The sequence below is a fragment of the Thiobacillus sp. SCUT-2 genome, from assembly GCF_035621355.1.
GTDB classification, from domain to species: domain Bacteria; phylum Pseudomonadota; class Gammaproteobacteria; order Burkholderiales; family Thiobacillaceae; genus Thiobacillus; species Thiobacillus sedimenti.
Map to the genome: position 1 here is coordinate 1201370 of NZ_CP141769.1, position 18289 is coordinate 1219658.

Sequence of the window (18289 nt, forward strand, 5' to 3'; positions counted from 1 at the left end):
CCGCGAAGCAAGTCGCGCCGTTGTGTCGTTCACAACAAGCGGCTTGCGACAAAGGGATGCGCCCAAACAGTCTGTGTCCCGAAGGGTTGCAGCGAGAAAAGCGCGTCTACGGCGTTGCAAGGCTTGGGAATGGAATGACCATTCCCTGCACCTTGCGCCTTGTATCCATCGCTTTTTCGCTGCAACGCGGGGGCGAAATAAGGGTAAACGTGCCCTAAGGAGACGGCCATGGCACTGCAATCACTCGACATCAAGGCCCGTTCCGCCACCACCACGCATCCCCCCAGGGCGCGTGACCCCGTTCACGTCGCCAAGCTGATCGACGTCTCCAAGTGCATCGGCTGCAAGGCCTGCCAGGTGGCGTGCATGGAATGGAACGACCTGCGCGACGAAGTCGGCACCAACGTCGGCGTCTACGACAATCCGCGCGACCTCAGCGACCAGTCGTGGACGCTGATGCGCTTCTCCGAAGTGGAGGTTCAGCAGGGCAGGCTCGAATGGCTGATCCGCAAGGACGGCTGCATGCACTGCGATGAGCCGGGCTGCCTCAAGGCCTGCCCGGCGCCGGGTGCGATAGTGCAGTACGCGAACGGCATCGTCGACTTCCACGAGGAGCACTGCATCGGCTGCGGCTACTGCATCACCGGCTGCCCGTTCAACATCCCGCGCATTTCGAAGAAGGACAGCAAGGCCTACAAGTGCACGCTGTGCTCGGATCGCGTGGCGGTGGGGCTGGAGCCGGCCTGCATCAAGAGCTGTCCGACCGGTGCGCTGGTGTTCGGCACCAAGAAGGACATGATCCGCCATGCCGAGGAACGCGTCGCCGACCTCAAGGAACGCGGCTACGCCAATGCGGGGCTGTACAACCCAGAGGGCGTCGGCGGCACCCACGTGATGTACGTCCTGCAGCACGCCGACCAGCCGGAGCTCTATGCCAACCTGCCCAAGGATCCCGGCATCAGCCCGCTGGTCAGCCTGTGGAAGGGGGTGACCAAGCCGCTGATGAGCCTGGGCATCGGGGTCGCCGTTTTTGCCGGATTCTTCCACTACGTCACCGCCGGGCCCAAGGAGGTCGAGGAGGAGAAGACGGACTGAGGCCGTTCGCCGCCGTTGTTCCGTCATCCGAAACCCGAGGAGCGATCATGAGCACATGGATCCAACGCTACACGGCCAGGGAGCGCAGCAACCACTGGGTGGTCGCCATCACCTTCGTTCTTGCCGCGCTGTCCGGGCTGGCCCTGTTCCACCCGGCCTTCTACTTTCTCACCCACCTGTTTGGCGGCGGACCCTGGAACCGCATCCTGCATCCCTTCATCGGCGCGCTGATGTTCCTGTCCTTCCTGGGGCTGGCCGGGCGGTTCTGGAGCCTCAACCGGATGACGTCGGCCGACGGGCAGTGGATGACCCGCATCAAGGACGTGATCTGCAATCGTGACGAAGGCCTGCCCGAGATCGGGAAATACAACGCCGGCCAGAAATACCTGTTCTGGACCATGGTGGTGTGCGTGCCGCTCCTGCTGGTTTCCGGCATTGTCATCTGGCGGCCCTGGTTCGCACCGTATTTCCCGATCGGGCTGATGCGGGTCGCGGTCGTCGTGCATGCGCTGGCCGCATGGATCCTGATCCTCGGCATCGTGGTGCACGTCTACGCCGCCATCTGGGTCAAGGGCACGATGCGTGCGATGACGCGCGGCACGGTCAGCAGCGCATGGGCCAGGCACCATCATCGGGCCTGGTATCGGGAAATGACCGGCAAGTGATTCGGAACGACGACAGGACACCCTCGCGCATGACGACAAGCCTTCTGCAACCCGGCGACATCGAAGCCGCCGCCGGCGCCATTCCGGAACTGCGGCTGCCGCCCGGGGACCTGTTTCTCGCGCGGGCCCGGCGGCTCGAGCAACTGGCCGATGGGCACACCCTCGGCGACTACCTGCGCTTCGTCGCTGCGCTGGCGCGTGCCCAGCACGAACGGCTGGCGGCGGGGCAAGTGCCCCAGCTCCCCGGCGCCGAGCGGCTCGCGCAATGCCGCGAATACCAGATGCCCCCGCTGGCGCCGGCCGGCCTCGCGCATCCGCCGGCATGGCGCGGGATGGCACGCGAATTCGCGCGCGAGATGCAGTCGAGCCTCCCCGAGGCGGGGCGGGCGGCGATGCGGAAGGTCGCGTCCGCCGACGATGCCTGGCTGGACGAGCAGGCGACGCGCCTGCTCGAAGGCGATTACCGGGATCTGGATCCCGCCGCCGCCCCGGTGATCGGCGCGGCGCTTCAGGTGCAGTGGACGAAGCTCGCGCGGCAACTCGCGCCCGCGCAGGTGGCACGTCCGGAGCACCCCAATCTTTGTCCGGTATGCGGCTCGCACCCGGTCAGTTCTGTCGTCCGCATCGGCGGTGCCGAAAACGGCCTGCGCTACCTGCACTGTGCGCTGTGCGGATCGGAATGGCACGTGGTGCGCGCCAAGTGCAGCAACTGCGACAACACCCGCGGCATCGCCTACTATCATCTCGAAGGCGGCGACAGCGTGGTGCGGGCGGAAAGCTGCCCCGAGTGCCAGACGTATCTGAAGGTGATCCAGCAGGACAAGAATCCCCAGGTCGAACCGGTTGCCGACGATCTCGCCACGCTGGCGCTCGACCTCCTCATGGACCAGCAAGGCTTCGGCCGCAGCGGGGTGAACTGGTATCTGATCCAGGGCACCCCGTAAGGCGACGCGGTTCCGGTGCTTGCCGCGGCGCGCCGTCGCCGGCGTCGTCCCGCGTTGAAAGGGCGTCGCGCGGTTTGCATTTCCCATCCTCTCGCGATCGATCGGGCGCCCGACCAGGGCTCTAGCGTTTTCCACGTCTGCAGCATAGGCCTGCGCGCCGGTGGCGGGCGCACGGCGTCGGGTGCGCGGTCGACGATCGCGGTCGCAATGGCGCGACGCGCAGGCGAGACTAGAATGAGTCGGATCGATCGCCACCGGAGGAAAGGGCATGCCAGCCAGGCCGCGTTACCCCATCATCTACGTCCGCGGCTACGCGATGACGAAGTCGGAAATCAGCGAGACGACGTCGACGCCCTACATGGGGCTCGAAGCCGGATCGACCAAGGTGCGCCAGGCCTGGGACGGCGCGGTGAGCAAAGTCTTCTTCGAGTCGCCCATCGTGCGCCTGCTCAAGCTGGGTTACAGCGACATCTACCGGGACGGCCTGCAGATCGAGAAGGGGCCGATCCCGCCGCAGAGCATCATCATCCACCGCTACTACGACGTCGCCGACCCGGACTTCGGTTCCGGCAAGGTGCCGACGATCGAGGACGCGGCGAAGGGCCTCAGCGACCTGATCCTGCGCGTGCGCGACCAGGTGTGCAGCGGCGGCGGGATGACGCGCGACCAGTTCCGCGTCTATCTCGTCGCGCATTCGATGGGCGGGCTCGTCTGCCGCTGCTTCCTGCAGAACGCGGCGGCGGGCAGCGCCGAGGCGCGCAAGCTGGTCGACAAGGTCTTTACCTACGCCACCCCGCACAACGGCATCGAGATGGCCGGCATGAACGTGCCGGGCTTCTTCGACCTGTGGGACATGAACAACTTCAACCGCGGCGAGATGCGGAAATACCTCGCCATCCGCGACAAGAATACCGGCGTCAACTCGCTCGACGGCAAGTTCGACCCGCGCCGCTTCTTCTGCCTCGTCGGCACCAACAGCAAGGACTACGACGTCGCGCGCGGCGCATCGCGCCTGCTTGCGGGCGAACTCAGCGACGGCCTGGTGCGCATCGAGAACGCCTGGGTCGAGGGCGCGCCGCGCGCCCACGTCCACCGCAGCCATAGCGGGCCCTACGGCATCGTCAATTCGGAAGAGGGTTTCCAGAACCTCACGCGCTTCCTGTTCGGCGACGTGCGCGTCGACGGCGTTCTCGCGCTCGACAACCTGCCGCTGCCGCCGACCACACTGCTGCAGAAGCTGCTCGGCAAGAAGATCGGTTATTACTTCGAGGTCGTCGTCGCGACCCGTGGCGCGCTCGACTTTGATCTCACGCGGCGCACCATCGCCAACAATTGCGCCATGCTGCGCACGCGTGCCGAACTGTTCGACGACGCCGGCGCGCTCAAGCCCGACGCCCGGCAGCCGCATCTCTTCTCGACCTTCCTCGATTTGTCGAAGCGGCCCGAGGGGAGGGCGGAGATGATGTTCACGATCCAGATTGCGGTGTCGATGATCACCTATTCCGGCGAGGACAGCGAAGCCAACGAACACTACGTGCCGGGCGAATACCTGTTCCGCGACACCCTCGTCATCAGCGCCGTGCCGCCGGCCGATTCGACGGCGTCCTGGCAGGTCGGCTACGTGCTCGCCGACAGCGGCTGGTCGAGCGCCCGCATGACGCCTGCGAAGGGCGAGGTGGACGAACAGGGGCAGCCCTACGTGGCGATCCCCCTGCAGAACGACAAGGGCTTCAAGGCCACCCTGCGGCTCTATGGCTCGCACTGGGAATAGCCTGGCCCGCACCGACTCACCGATAGACCGGAGCATGGAATGAACGAAGTCACCCTGAACGGCAGTTGCCTGTGCGGCGCCGTCCGTTATGAAGTCACCGGCGATCCGCAGCGCTTCTACCATTGCCACTGCGCGCGTTGCCGCAAGTCATCGGGAACCGGGCACGCGACGAACCTCATGCTGACCGACGCACGGCTCGTCTTCTCGTCCGGCGAGGCGCTGCTGAAGCGCTACAAGCTGCCCGAAGCCGAGCGCTTCGCGCGGCAGTTCTGCAGCGAATGCGGCAGCGCCGTCGCCCGTGTCGTCCCCGAGCTCGGCGCCGTCGTCGTGCCCGCCGGCTCGCTCGACTGCCCGGCGCCGATCCAGCCGCAGGCGCGGATTTTCTGGGACTCGCGTGCCGAGTGGTCGTGCGACGATCGACCCTTGCCGCGGTACGCGGAATATCCGCCGGCTTGAGTCGGCCTCGGGGAAGACGGTGTCGTGATCGAGGCGAGCGTCGCGATTTCGGCCCAAGCACCCTTATCCCCAGCTAGGAAGATGGGGCGGCTCATGGCTCCTGAGGGAGCGGATGGAGGGGCGATCGGTTATATGTTCGCTTGCTCAAACAAGAACCCGACACCTGGCCTGCTTCGCAGGGGCTTCATTCGTTTGAGTGAACAGGCTTGGCTTTGCTGTCTAGGTTGTGACGAAGCGATCGCGCAGCAAGGGGGTCAAGTGTTCCCAGTTGGTTGATAGCCTGTAGCGCCGCATCCTTATCACCTTGGGCCAGATTGGCTTCTGCCAGTCTGCGCCAAATCAGTGGATTCCGTGGGTCGATGCGTATTGCTCGTTCGAGATGCTTACGGGCATTGCCTGGTTGCATCATCTGTGTGAAGGCTTCGGCCATATATAGGCGTGCGTCGAGCGCGTTGGGCGCCAGCTTGATAGCATGGTCCAACGTCTGTATTGCTTCCCCCAACTGCCCCTGGCGCAATTTTGCTTCACCCAGATTGATCCATGCGTTGGCGAAGTCCGGTTTCAGCCGGATGGCGGTTTCGAATGCTTTCACCGCACCCTCGTAACGCCCTAGCTTGAGCAGGGAATAACCCTTGTTACTCCAGTTCTCCGGAATGCCCGGGTGAAGGGCGATAGCGCGTTCCATGTATTCGAGTGACTTGGCGTACTCGCCACGTTGGCCATACACAGTGGCAAGAACCAGGAGGGAATTGACATCATTGGAATCGAGGCTGAATGCGCGCAGGGCGGCCGCCTTCGCATCGTCCAGCCGTCCGGCGCGAACAAAGGCGTTAGCCAGGCTGGACCAGCCTATGGCCTTGTCTGGCTGGATCACGGTCGCTTGCTTCCAGGCAGAGGCCGCGGCGATGAAATTGCCTTGCTGGAAACGGACTGAGCCCAAGCCCAGCCAAAGATCGACACCCTTGGGATTCAATTCGACCAGTTTGTTGAAACTCTGTTCGGCCTCGGCGTAGTGCTTGAGGCTTATTTGAACAGTGGCGAGGGAAGACCAGGCCATGAGATGTTCGGGATTCAGTCTTATCGCCTTGCGCAAACTGCTTTCCGCTTCCTCAGGATTGCCCAGCCTGCTTTGGGACCAACCCAGGTCAGCCCAGGCGTCCGCTGATTCAGGATTCAACTCCACCGCTTTGCGCCAGGCTTTGTCCGCCTCGGCCAAACGCCCGCGTTTCTGCTCGGCCACCCCTAGGGCGATCCAGTTTTCCGCGTCATTCGGCCGAGAAGCGGTGCGTGCTCCCAGCAATTCTGCCGCCTCGGTTTCTTTGCCTTGCTCCAGCTGCAGTCCGACCAGCGCCTTGTACAGATCGGCATCATCCGGCTTCAGCCGTAGCGCTTTGCGATAGGCCTTTTCCGCGCAGGCTAGATCTTTCCGCCTGGTGCAAGTGATGCCGACCATTTTCCACGCCACGGGATTGGCGGGGTTTAGACGAGCGGCGGTCTCGTAGGCCGTTTGCGCAGCGTCCATCTGACCGCTGTTGATCTCAACGTCACCCAGCGCGAGCCATGCCCGCGGCTCTTGCCGGTAGAACATGGACAAGGCGCGCTGAGCCAATTCGCGGGCTTCGGCGAAGCGTCCTTGCTGGGTCAATACAATGGCCTGGCTGCCGATTGCCGAGGCCAGATGAGGATCCAACGTGGCCGCACGCTGATAGTCCAGCATCGCCTGCGCCAATTGCCCCTGATTTCTCAAGGCATCCCCACGGTTGATGAGGGCCAGCGCGGAAGTAGGGTAGGCGGCTAGCCAGCGATCCGCCCAATCCTTAAGTCCTGGCCAGTTTCCTTGCCCGGACAATTTTCCGGCTTCGGCGAGCCAATCAGGATCCGGTGCTGGCTCAGGGGCGGAGGGACTGGTTGCCTGGCCACGTTTCTCCAGCTCTTCCAGCCAATCAGTGGGTAGGGCTATGTTGAAATTCTGTCCGTAGCTGAAAATGCTGGCGGTCAGCCCAACCAATCGACCTTGCCCATCGAACAGCCCGCCCCCACTTGAACCGGGCGACAGGGGGGCGCTCGTGTAGAGACGGGAATCGTGTTCCGCTTGGGGCAAGGCAGAAACCAGGCCGGAGCTGACCGTCAGTTCAAGACCGAGAGGATTGCCCACCGCATAAACGCTTTCCCCGACCTTCAAGTCCGCGCGCTTGCGCAGCGTGACCGGTTTGGCCGACAGGCCGGGTACGCTCAGCACGCATAGATCACGTGACAAATCGCTGCGCTGGAGATTTGCCGCCAGTTTTTTCCCTTGCCAGGTCACCTCGATGGCTCGGCCCTCGTCCACGACATGACAGTTTGTGGCAACTTGTTCAGAGCCGACGACAACACCACTCCCTTGATTCTCAGGTTGATGGTGCTCGTCGCGGGTCTCGATCGTGACGACTGCGGTTCGGACTTGTTCGAATACCTTTTCGGCTTCTCCCGCCCACGCGGGCGACACAGTCCATAGGCCAAGGACAGGCAGCGCACCGACAAGACCCATTGTGGCCGGCCTCATGGCTGTGCCTCCATAGGAAACACATAGTCCCGGTAGAACTGCTCGGCGTGTACGCCATCAAGTGCGCGCAGGCGCTGGTAAACGCGGTGTACGTCATCGGGTCGATCGGCGCGCGCGTAGGTCTCGCCCAGGGCATGCCACACTTTGGCTTGATCGGGTGCCAGACGTAATGATTGTTCGAGCGCGGTGATGGCCTCCGCGTAGTGTCCTGTCTTTGCCTGGACAAAGCCGATCTGGCGCCATGGGAAGGGGTCGTCTGGATATTTGGCGCGGAGTGCCTCGAACAGGGAGAGGGCTTCAGCGTCTTGCCCATCGTCTTTCAGCATGACTCCCAGCTCTGCTTGATAGGAATCTTGTTTTGGCGCCCGTTTGATGGCTTCGCGTTGAGCAGCGATCGCCTCGGGATAGAGGCTCAGTTGGTAATACGCATTGGCGAGTTGTTCCCATGCCCAGTCGGGCCTGCCCGGATTGGCTGAAATGCCTCGTTTGAGCGCCTCAATGGCAAGTCCATAAGCGCGCAGCTGAATGAGCGCCGTGCCGCGCCAGACATGCGTATTGCCATTGTCCGGTGCAATCCGTGCGGCGCGGTCTGCCGCCCTCAGCGCGCGATTCGGAAGTCCCAGGGACGTGTAGGCCTGGGCAAGGCGCAACCAATAATCCGGGCGCTCCGGCCCTATCTCGGTCAAATGAGCGGCGGCTTGGCGGGCGCTCTGGAAATCACGACGATTGAGGGCATTGTCGAACAACCTCTCCCAGGCTTTGGCATCGACGGGATCAAGCTCGACCGCTTTCCGGAACGATTTCTCGCTTGCATCGGCACGGCCCAATATCTGTTCGGCGACGCCCTGCGCGAACCACAGATCGGCAATCTCCCGGTTTTGCTCGATGGCCGCGTGCAGAACGTCCAGAGCCTTTTCCGCTTGGTTCAGGCGAAGCTGGTTTCGTACCAGGGCAAGGGTGATGGAAACAGAGGCCGGCATCCGGGCCAAGGATTTTCCGTAAGCATCGACCGCTGCCGGCCAGTCTTGCCTTCCCTCGCTTGCCAGGCCCAACCAGAGCCAGGGTTCATGATTTCCGGGCTGCCGGCGCGACCAGTCTGTTGCAAGCTCGGCCAGTGCCTTCCAATTTCCAGCCTGGGCCAGGTTTGCGGCCTCGCTCTGCAATTTCCCGAACGCGTTGGAAAATCCGGCTCGCTCGACAATCTGCGGCAGCCACGCGGCAGGGGCGGCGAAGTTGATGTTCTGACCATCCCGCTTCCGATAATCTGTCATGCCGAGCAAGCGGCCATTCTCGTCAAACAGGGCACCTCCTTCGGATCCCGGAGCAAGGGCGGCAGTGGTCTGGATCCAGGATTCACCGCCAATTTCACGGATGCCCGAGACCAAGCCTTCGGAAAGGCTAAGCCCCAGTCCCAAAGCGTTGCCAATGGCATAGACGCGTTGTCCGACCCGCACTTCTTCGAAGGGGACGACGCTGAGTTGGGCGGAGCGCAAGCCTGGTACGTCAAGTCGACAAAGATTTCGTGCTTCGTCACGCTGGCGGGGATATGCCGAAAAAACGTGACGATCCTGAATCACCACCCATTTGTCCGCCGTACCAAGCAGGTCGCATTGGGTGATGGCGGCATCGTTACCCAGCGACGTTGCGCTGGCTTGCACTTGAATCTTGTCTTGCGCATCCAGACCTTCAAGCACGAGAACATTTTGACGGGAACGATTGTAGATTTCGTTCGCAGTGGCAGCCAGAAGGTCTTGAGCACACAAACTCGTCAACGCGATGACGAACGTGGTGCGCACAAGAGCGGTCAACTTCATTGACCCTTGGCCGTGAGATCGACGAGTTTGTCTGCCATACGGGTCACGGCATTAACCATGGAGCGCTGTATGGCGTAGCCAAGCTGCCGTGAGAGCCAGCCCATGGGCTCGTTCTCGTGGACATGCACATATCCTTCCAGATCCTTCGATTCAATCTTGCGGCAGGCATATAGGGTAAGCAGTAGATATTCATTGGGCGCATTGGCATCGATTTGCTCGCGCAACTTGGCCAGCCTGGCCTCGCGGTCCGCTTCGGTCAGCATGCCTCCCAACGTTTTGCTGACCATTTCGTAGCGGGTGTCCGCGAGAATGCGAGAGCCGCCAGTGGCAGAGTCCAGCCGCTGTATCAATTGCACCCTGCCCGGGTCGGGCGGATGCTTCTGAAATCCTTTCGCATAGGCCGCTACCGCTTGCGGGGTAGTGTTCAGGCTTTCCGCAACCACGCGATGGGTGACCTTGAGATAGATCGGATCGTGCATGGCCGTGACCGCTGCAGCCAGGCGCTCCTTGTCGCCGCTGGCGGCAAGGGCGCTGGTGAGTTCCTGCGCAATGCGGCGGCCGTCCAACGCGGACTTGAGCACTTCCATAAGCTCGTCACGCTGGCCCTTGCTCAATTTTGCCAGCCGGGGGTCCGAGGCCATCTGCCGATCGAGGCTCTTGCCCAACCCCTCCAGGGTCTCTCGCGTTCCGGACAGATCCATGGCCTGTACAGCCAGATCGTCTAACTCGTCCGCTTGCGCTACAGACGCGCCTAGCAAGAGGGCAATAATTGCCAAACAGAGAATACGGAAAGGATTTGGCGTAGCAGGCAGCGCTATTGATGCAACCCCACGTACGCATTGCGCGCACGAACGCATTCCATTTGACATCGTTCCCCCTCCTCTTCGCGTACCACTTTGACTTGTTTTCGTTGTTTTCCGCGGGGCAGCTCGCGTGCGTTGCGCGGGCCATCAATTTTCTCGGACTCTATTCGAGCGTTTACTGATTTGTCAATTGCGCCAATTTTGCAGCGAGCATATGCCGCCGGGCTCACCTATGGTGAGCATGACAGGATCGTGGAGCGGGCGGGGATTGAGGCGTCATGCAAGTGTGGGTGGCTGCTGTTTCACATCGCAGGCATTCAAGCAGGGAACCATGACAGATCCCATTGGGCCGGCATTGTGAAGTCTTCGCTTTGGAAAGCGGACATTCACCTTGATTTGCCAATCTGATGGCCGGTGTGCAGGGTATGGCGGACCTGGTTTGATCAGAACGCGACCGGTTGCTTCGGTCGGATAAGAGTCGATTCGACGGCGCGTCTACGAGGCAGTCCGTTGCCGAAAGCAGACGGACATTCTCGAATCCGAATCTTCTGCGGCGATCGGGACGCCAGACAAGACAGCATCCTGTCGACTCACCGTCTGCAGCCATGACAGCGCCTCCCGCATCAGGGCCTGTCCGATTCCTGGTTGCGGATGGCCCGGCAACGCCCGAAGGGGGGCCGGGATCCTGCCAGCCCGGTGTGGCGCCAGAGGCGTTCAGGGGCGATTGGCGCACGCGATCGGCGGCACTGGGTCCCGGCCTTGGACGCCCAGCGAAAATCCTCGGCAATCCGGCAGCCGGCAGGCCGCTCCTCCGGACGATCGGCCGTCAGCGCGCGGGCTCGGCCACGAAAATCTCGACGCGCCGGTTCTTGGCGCGGCCTTCGGGCGTGCTGTTGTCGGCGATCGGTTCACGCGAGCCGTGGCCGCTGATGCCGATGCGGTTCCTCGCGACCCCGTGTTCGACCAGGTAATCGCGCGTGGCGGCGGCGCGATTGAGCGAAAGCGGATCGTTGATCGCATCCGTGCCGGTGCTGTCGGTGTGGCCGATGATCGTCACCGTCGTCACCGGGTTCTGGTTGAGCGTGGTGGCGAAGCGATCGAGAATCGGGCGCAGTTGCGGCTTGATCGCATAGCGCCCGGTGTCGAAGGAAATGTCGCTCGGGATGTCGAGCTTGAGCCGGTTGTCGGCGGTCTGGGTCACGCTCACCCCGGTTCCCTGGGTGGCCTTCTCCATCGCGGCCTTCTGCTCCTCCATGTGCTTCGACCACAGATAGCCGCCGCCTGCGCCGACCGCCGCACCGATGGCCGCGCCCGTCGCGGCGCTCTTGCCGCCGCCGGTCGCGCCGCCGATCACCGCGCCGGCCACGGCGCCGATCGCTGCGCCCGTCCCGGTCGTTTTCTGCGTCTCGGTCATGTTGGCGCAGCCGGCGAAGCCGCCGAAACCGAACGCAAAGGCGCTGAGGGATACGATCATCTTCTTCATGGGACGACTCCATCGCTGTTCGGGGAAGAATCATTATAGGCAGGCAAAACGCCTGCATCGTCCGGAACGCGGCGGCGGTGACTTCGCCGATTGCGTTCGCGTCGGCCGCGGTTTCGTCGCGCATCACGATTCGCGGGGTCATGGGTCTCCTGTTCCTCGTATCACGCAGGTCGCGGCATGCCGGCGCGCGCATGCGGCTTCACGGCGTGTGCGTGGCGTCGATGCATTGGGGCAATTCGTCGGCCCCGAGTGGCTGCTGCGTGTCGAGCTGGTGCTTCAGGACCGCGAGGTCGGCTTCGGAGGCATCGGTGCCTGCGCGGGAGCGCGCGACGATGCGTTCGCGCAGGGTGTCGATCGGCACCGGAAAATCGAGAATGCGGAAGTCGACCTGGCGCGCGCGCGCTACATTGCGCAGCAGGTCGCGCTGCCAGCGCGCGGTGAAGGTCGCGTCGACGATGACGGGCCAGCCGGCGTCGAGCGCCCGGCCGGCGAGCGCTGCCAGGTGTTCATAGGTGCGGCGCGTGGCGTCGGCGGCATAGAGTTGCGCGCCGACGCCGGAGCCGCTCTTCGCGAGGGCGTCGAGGCCGGCGAGCCGCTTGCGCTCGACGTCGGAGCGCAGGCGGATGGCGCCGGGGTGCTGCATCGCGCGGCGCGTGACGGTGGTCTTGCCGGAACCGGACAGGCCGTGCGTGATGTCGAGGCGCGGGGCGGGCGGCCGGGTCAGCGACGTGGCGAGCGCGAGCAGCGTGCGGACTTCTCCGAGGGCGGCCGCGCGCTCCGCGCCGCCGGTCTGCGCGCCGCGGATGGCGGCGACCTTGGCGCGCACCAGTGCGCGGTAGACCGTGTAGTAGCGCAGCAGGGCGAGGCCGGCGTAGTCGCCGGTGGCTTCGAGCCAGCCGTTCAGGAACAGCCAGGCCCAGTCGGCGTGGCCGCGCTGCAGCAGGTCCATGAAGCAGAACGCGATCTCCGACTGGATGTCGATCCAGCGCAGCTCGGGGTTGAACTCGATGCAGTCGAACACCAGCAGCCGGCCGTCGAACCAGGCGAGATTGCCGAGATGCAGGTCGCCGTGGCATTCGCGCACGAAGCCGTCGCGCTTGCGTGCATCCATCAGCGGGGCGAGCCGGGCGTGCTCGCACTCGCTCCAGTGCTGCAGTGCGTCGAGCAGCGCGCGGTCGTCGGCGTCGTCGAGGCGCGGCGCGATCTGCGCGAAGTTCTGCGCCACCGGCCGCCACACGGCGTCCGGGCTGCCCCAGGGGCTGTCGGCGTCGGCGCGGGCGCAGGCGTCGAGATGGAAGCGGGCCGCCGTGGCGGCGATGGCGTCGACGTGCTGCGCCGTCATGCCGCCTTGTGCGTCGAGCCGGTCGAGCGTGGCGTCGGCGGGAAACTGGCGCATCTTCACCGCGTATTCGAGCGTCTCGCCGCGGCCGTCAAGGTGCGGGGCGTCGGGCGTGCCGGTGACGGGGACGACGTCGAGGTAGATGTCGGGCGCGAGCCGGCGGTTGAGCCGAACTTCGTCGCAGCAGGCGTGCAGGCGCCGGGCGAGGGTGCTGAAGTCGAGGAAGCCGAGGTCGAGCGGCTTCTTGATCTTGTAGGCGAAGTCGCCGGTGAGGAGGATCCAGGAGATGTGGGTTTCGACCAGCCGGACGGCGCCGACCGGGTGATCGTAGCAGGCCGGGTCGCGCAGGCGGCGGATCAGGTCGGCCGGGTCCGGCGTCGCATCCATGCCCGCGTGACCGGCCGGGTCAGGCCCGCTTACAGCTGGCGGGCATAGTCCTCGAGCTGCCGCTTGGCGGCGTCGAAGGCGTCACGCACGGCCACGTAGGCGTCTTCGTTGGCCTGCTTGTCGACGACGATTTCCGAGCCCGGCACGCCGAGATCGATGCGAACGTTGAAAGGCTTGCCCTGCTGGTGATGCTTGGCCGCCTGCTCGACGACGACGCGGCAGCTGACGATGTCGGCGAAAATCTGTTCAAGTTTCTGCGCCTTGTCCCGGATGTGCGTGTCGAGCGCATCGGAATGGGGCATGTCGCGGAAAGTGATTTGAAGCGGGGTTTTCATGATGACTCCGTTGGGTTGAACGAGGCAGGCGCAGCCTGCCGGCTTACAGTTTGGGGTGGCTCTCCTGCGCATACTGCTTTTCGCGCTGCTCCTGGCAGACGATGCAGCGCTTCGCGGTCGGGTAGGCCTGCAGGCGCGTGAAGCCGATGTCGTCGCCGCAGTCGATGCAGACGCCGTAAGTGCCGTCTCCGACGCGCCGCAGGGCGGCCTCGATGTCGCGCATCTCCTGGACCTGCCGGTCGACGATCGCGACGTTGAAATCGGCCAGCGCATTGGCGAGCGACTCGTCGCCCGCGTCGCCCGGCTCGCTGTTGAGCAGGTCGATGCGGTGCTGGTCGCCCGTATTGTCCAGTTCCTCGCGCACTTCGCGCAAGAGCGTCTGGTAATCCTGCTTGAGCTTGCGGGTCAGTTGTTCGATCTGGGACTGCTTGAGTGCGGCCATCGGACCTCCTGCACACGTTGTTGTCGACGGATTCGCCTTTACTTCAAGGATAGCAATATCCCATTTCAAAGGCGACTGGATTCCACGCCGCTCCGCGCCGACTCGACCAACGCAGCCTGCAGCTCACGCCAGCCGCGCCCGCCCCGCAGCGCGTGCGTCTGGTTGACCTCGAGCTCGATGCCGACATAGGCGTCGGGCGGGAAGCGGCGACGCAGGTAGGCGGTCAGGCCGTCCGACCGTCCCGCGTAGGGATAGTTGCGGCGCACCTTGAGGTCCGGTCGCAGCGCGGCGAGGGCGGCCTGCCACGTGCGGCACAGGTCGACTTCGCCGCTGCGCGAGGGGTCGTAGAGGAGGCCGACGTCGGCGTTGCGGACGACGCCATCGAGCACGGGCGTGAAGCTGTGCGACGCCAGATGGATCACCCGCTGGCCGTGGGCGACCGCCGCAGCGACGTGCGCTTCGATGGCGCTGCGGTAGGGCAGGTAATGGCGGGCGAAAATCTCGTTCCGAACGGGGACGGGCGCGCTGCGTGTCGCCTCGGAATAGAGCCGGGGATGACCCGGCGAGCGGTTGAGGTCGATCAGCAGGCGGCTCGTCGTCGAGGCGAACAGGGGTGCCGAGAAGGCCGCGGCGAGCTTGCGGGCGAGGGCCAGCGCGCCGGGATCGAATCCGCGATGGCTGCGCAGCAGTGGCTCGAAGTCGGCGAACAGGGCGCGGTAGCGCGGCGGAATGCGGTTGCCGCCGTGCTCGCAGGTGATGAGGATCGAATCCCGTCCGGCCATCGCATCACGCGGCGAACAGCCGCCCCGCTTCGAGGCAGTCGCACAGCATCCGGTAGACCTCGTGCAAGCGCGCTGCCGACGGCGTCGGGCCGGTGGCGCGCAGGATGCGGCGGGCGAGCGGACCGTGGTCGAGGATTGCGCACAGCGTGCCATGCCAGGAGGCGTCGGGCACCCACGTTTCGACGAGGTGGCGCCAGAGGTCGCCGGCGCGGCAGGCGGACCGCGGGGAGCCTAGCAGGCGCAAGTAATCGGCATCGTCGATCCGCGCGGCGTCGGCCTCGCGGATGCAGACCTGCAGGATGGCCGCCAGGGCATCCGTGCCGATGGCCTGCTGTGCGGCGAGCGGGGCGGTCCTGACGTCGTACAGCGCGCGGACGACCGCGATCGTCGCAGCCGCGATCGCGACGTCGGCCTGCGGGCACTCCTGCACGTCGATGACACGGATCTCGATGGCGTCGCGATCGAAGCGCGGAATCGCGCCACGTGCGTTGAGCCATTCGTGGCGCAGGATGCCTTCTGGATCGAATGGCGAAACGTCCCGGTACATTCGCGCGAGCACGTCCGTCTCGTAGCCCGTGCGGCTGTCGGCCGTGTCGGGGATGACGCGCCCGATGACCGAGGGGGCGCGGCGCACCGCCGTGCCATAGGCCGCCATGCGGGTGTCGAGCGTTCCGCTCGGGTGGCCGTCGGCGATCGGCGAGCTCGCCGCAAGCGCGGGCAGGATCGGCAGCACGAGGCGCACCGCGGCGTGCAGGCGCGCAAACTCCCCGTCGTCGGCGAACGGCAGGTTGAGGTGCATGCTCTGCAGGTTGGCCTGGCCGTGCTGGCGGCAGCCGAAGACCCGATCGTAGGCCGCGTAGATCTCGCGATGCGCGTGCGGCCACAGCCGCGTCTCGGCGGCCGGATCCATCCACGGATGCATGCCGCCGGGCATGAGGCGCGCCCCCAGCGGCGCCAGCCGCGCCTCGATCGCGGCGATTTCCGCCTGGAATCCGGCGGCCAGCGGCGCCAGCGCGGGCTCGGGTCGAATGTTCTTGAGTTCGACCAGATGCCCCACGATCTCGTTCGACCAGCCGAAGCGGCCGCGTTCGATGTCGCCGGAGGGGTTCAGCAAGGCATCGGCGAGAGGCCTGACATCCAGGCTGTCGCGGTCGACGATCATGTACTCGAGTTCGATGCCGTAGCCCGCGAAGGCGTGCAGGGCGGGCGTCTCCATATCAGGCCGTGACCCGCTTGCGGGCTTCGATGCGGCGCACGAAGGAGCCCATGATCTCGCGGTAGAGCGCGTCCTTCAGCACGCCGTCCTCGTTGCCGGCGTCGACGTTGGGATTGTCGTTCACCTCGATGACGTAGCAGCGCCCGCCGACCTGCTTGATGTCGACGCCGTAGAGGCCGTCGCCGATCAGGTTGGCGGCCTTGAGCGCGAGCTTCACGACCTCATCCGGCGCCTCCGCCACGGCGACCGCCTGCACCGGGCCTTCCTCGTAGCCGCGCCGTCCCGGCTCGCGACGGATGATCTGCCAATGCCCGGCGGCCATGAAGTACCTGCAGACGAACAGCGGACGGCGGTCAAGGATGCCGACGCGCCAATCGAACTCGGTCGGCAGCCATTCCTGCGCGACGATCAGTTCGGATTTCTGCAGCAGCGCCTCGACCCGCGCCAGCAGTTCCGGCTCGGTCTCGACGCGGAGCACGCCGAGCGAGCCGGAACTGTCAGGCTGCTTCAGCACGCACGGCAGGCCGAGGTCGGCCACGATCTGGCCGACGTTGCCGTGATGCACCATCAGCGTCCGCGGGGCCGGCAGGTTGTGGCGCGCCAGCAGCTCGGCGAGATAGACCTTGTTGTTGCAGCGCAGGATCGAATCGGGGTCGTCGATGACGACGAGCCCCTCCGCGGCGGCACGGCGCGAGAAGCGGTAGGTGTAGTGGTTGGCGTAGGTGGTGTCGCGGATGAACAGCGCGTCGAACTCGGACAGCCGGCCGATGTCGGCACGCGTCAGGAATTCGGCCTGCAGGCCGACCTCCGCCGCGGCCTTCTCGAAATGCTGCATGGCGCGCGGGTTCGACGGCGGCTCGGAGTTGTCGGGGTCATGCAGGATGGCGAGATCGAAGCGCGGTGCCGGGCGCCTGGGCGCCAGCCGGCGGCGCCCCATGAAGTAGGCCGTGGCGGCCTCGACGGCGAACTCGTGGTGGGCCGGCGGAATGTCGCTGGCGGCGATCGCGCGCACGCTGCGCAGCCGCCACTGCTCGCGATGCCGCTCGAAATGGGCGCGCAGCAGCGGCGCCTGCAGGCGGCTGAAGAGCCGGCGGCTGAGCATCGCGTGGCGGCGGGCCACGTTGCGGCCGAAATAGATGCTGAGGTCGAAGCTGTCCGACTTGATCGGGGCGAGCGACTTCTGTACGAGCTCGTCGAGATCCTCGGTGAGCAGCCGCACCAGCGTCTGCGACTGCAGGTCCTCCATGGTGCTCACGCGCGGCAGCGGCTTGTGGCCGCGTGCCTCCGCCAGCAGCGAGACGTAGTAGCCGAGGCTCTGGTAGCGGTAGGAGCGGCACAGATCGAAGACCTTCACTGTGCGGTCCTCGCCGTAGGCAGGATCGGTCAGGTAGGCGCGCGCCGACACGACGGCGACGCCGGGCATGTCGAGCGGCCAGTCGCGCGGGTTGTCGACGACGATGAGGATGCTCACGGCATGCCTTCCGGCGCGGTGCGCGGCGGGTGGACGACGAGGAGGTTCGCGTCGTGGGTGACGATGCCGAGCAGCACCGCGCCGATCAGGCGGTCGATGTTGACCCAGTATTCGTGCGACGGGCTGTAGGGATGGCGCCAGTAGGGATCGGCCACCAGCACGCTGCGCCTTTCGCGGTCGTAGCCCGCGAGGACGACGAAGTGTCCGGCCGGCAGGCCGCGGATGTCGTCGGGCGTGTCGTCGGGGCCGTATTCGCGCGCGGCGCGATACAGGTAGGTGGAGCTGAGCCCGGTGATGATCGGCAGCTTGCGGCGCAGCAGGCCGCGGATCAGCGGGCGCGACAGGTCCCGCAGGCGCAGCCGACCGCCGAGGCGCAGGAATTCGAGGTAGCCTTCGGTGACGGCCTGCAGGCGGGCGTCATGCTGTTTTTCCTTGCGCTGGCGCTGCAGGCGTTCGGCGATGTCGACGCCCGGCGCGAACCAGGTGGGATCGAAGACGGTCAGGTTGTACGTGTAGAGCGTCGCCTGGTAGCCCTGGCGCAGCGCATCGCAGGCAAGGAAGATGGCGAAGGTGCCGCCGTGCTTGAGCTTGTGCGTGCGCGCGATCACCTCGGCAAGCGGCACCTGGCCGCCCCAGTAGGCGTAGACGGCCTGCAGGCAGGTGGGCCCGCAGGTCGTCTCGTCCGGCTGCGGCTGGATCGTCAGCGGGAGGCGCAGCGTGATGGGATGCATGGCGAGCCTCGCA

General features: G+C 65.2%; 16 protein-coding genes. 5 read left to right on the forward strand and 11 right to left on the reverse strand.

The annotated features are described in order from the left end of the window. The first annotated feature begins 228 nt into the window (after positions 1-228). The 5 genes from fdxH (at position 229) to VA613_RS05935 (ending at position 4931) form a co-directional block, all read left to right on the forward strand. A complete protein-coding gene (gene fdxH, locus VA613_RS05915) occupies positions 229-1095 on the forward strand; it encodes a formate dehydrogenase subunit beta (RefSeq protein ID WP_324780937.1) in 867 nt (288 codons plus the stop codon). 47 nt (positions 1096-1142) lie between these two features. Further along, the gene (locus tag VA613_RS05920) at positions 1143-1760 is read left to right on the forward strand and encodes a formate dehydrogenase subunit gamma (RefSeq protein ID WP_324780938.1); all 618 of its coding nucleotides are present in this window, start codon (positions 1143-1145) and stop codon (positions 1758-1760) included. A gap of 29 nt (positions 1761-1789) precedes the next feature. Next, positions 1790-2704, forward strand: a complete 915-nt coding sequence (fdhE, locus tag VA613_RS05925) for a formate dehydrogenase accessory protein FdhE (RefSeq protein ID WP_324780939.1) — start codon at positions 1790-1792, stop codon at positions 2702-2704. 268 nt (positions 2705-2972) lie between these two features. Then, positions 2973-4475, forward strand: coding sequence for an esterase/lipase family protein (locus tag VA613_RS05930; protein WP_324780940.1), 1503 nt, complete (start codon positions 2973-2975; stop codon positions 4473-4475). Positions 4476-4514: 39 nt separating this feature from the next. Further along, the gene (locus VA613_RS05935; protein WP_324780941.1) at positions 4515-4931 is read left to right on the forward strand and encodes a GFA family protein; all 417 of its coding nucleotides are present in this window, start codon (positions 4515-4517) and stop codon (positions 4929-4931) included. A 184-nt stretch (positions 4932-5115) separates the two neighbouring features. Here VA613_RS05935 and VA613_RS05940 read toward each other — a convergent pair whose 3' ends face one another. From VA613_RS05940 to VA613_RS05990, 11 genes are all read right to left on the reverse strand, one after another. Further along, a complete protein-coding gene (locus VA613_RS05940; protein ID WP_324780942.1) occupies positions 5116-7473 on the reverse strand; it encodes a tetratricopeptide repeat protein in 2358 nt (785 codons plus the stop codon). Beyond that, positions 7470-9287 (reverse strand): tetratricopeptide repeat protein, encoded by a 1818-nt coding sequence (locus VA613_RS05945; RefSeq protein ID WP_324780943.1) that lies wholly within the window; start codon positions 9285-9287, stop codon positions 7470-7472. Before VA613_RS05945 ends, VA613_RS05940 begins: the two co-directional genes overlap by 4 nt. Beyond that, positions 9284-10156, reverse strand: coding sequence for a hypothetical protein (locus VA613_RS05950; RefSeq protein ID WP_324780944.1), 873 nt, complete (start codon positions 10154-10156; stop codon positions 9284-9286). The genes VA613_RS05945 and VA613_RS05950 overlap by 4 nt, the downstream gene beginning before the upstream one ends. A gap of 760 nt (positions 10157-10916) precedes the next feature. Then, on the reverse strand, positions 10917-11573 hold the full coding sequence (locus tag VA613_RS05955) for an OmpA family protein (protein ID WP_324780945.1): 657 nt from the start codon (positions 11571-11573) through the stop codon (positions 10917-10919). Between the two features lie 199 nt (positions 11574-11772). Beyond that, on the reverse strand, positions 11773-13299 hold the full coding sequence (locus VA613_RS05960) for a bifunctional aminoglycoside phosphotransferase/ATP-binding protein (RefSeq protein ID WP_324780946.1): 1527 nt from the start codon (positions 13297-13299) through the stop codon (positions 11773-11775). 29 nt (positions 13300-13328) lie between these two features. Then, positions 13329-13634 carry an HPF/RaiA family ribosome-associated protein gene (locus VA613_RS05965; RefSeq protein ID WP_324780947.1) on the reverse strand — a complete coding sequence of 102 codons (306 nt, stop codon included), beginning with the start codon at positions 13632-13634 and terminating at the stop codon, positions 13329-13331. A gap of 43 nt (positions 13635-13677) precedes the next feature. Next, complete coding sequence (locus tag VA613_RS05970) at positions 13678-14076, reverse strand: TraR/DksA family transcriptional regulator (protein ID WP_324780948.1); 399 nt, start codon at positions 14074-14076, stop codon at positions 13678-13680. Between the two features lie 65 nt (positions 14077-14141). Next, entirely contained in the window at positions 14142-14858 is a 717-nt protein-coding gene (locus VA613_RS05975; protein ID WP_324780949.1) for an N-formylglutamate amidohydrolase, read from the reverse strand. Between the two features lie 4 nt (positions 14859-14862). Continuing rightward, complete coding sequence (locus VA613_RS05980) at positions 14863-16074, reverse strand: carboxylate-amine ligase (protein ID WP_324780950.1); 1212 nt, start codon at positions 16072-16074, stop codon at positions 14863-14865. Position 16075: 1 nt separating this feature from the next. Continuing rightward, positions 16076-17545 carry a RimK family protein gene (locus VA613_RS05985; RefSeq protein ID WP_324780951.1) on the reverse strand — a complete coding sequence of 490 codons (1470 nt, stop codon included), beginning with the start codon at positions 17543-17545 and terminating at the stop codon, positions 16076-16078. Further along, a complete protein-coding gene (locus VA613_RS05990) occupies positions 17542-18276 on the reverse strand; it encodes a cysteine peptidase family C39 domain-containing protein (protein WP_324780952.1) in 735 nt (244 codons plus the stop codon). Before VA613_RS05990 ends, VA613_RS05985 begins: the two co-directional genes overlap by 4 nt. Positions 18277-18289: the final 13 nt, after the last annotated feature.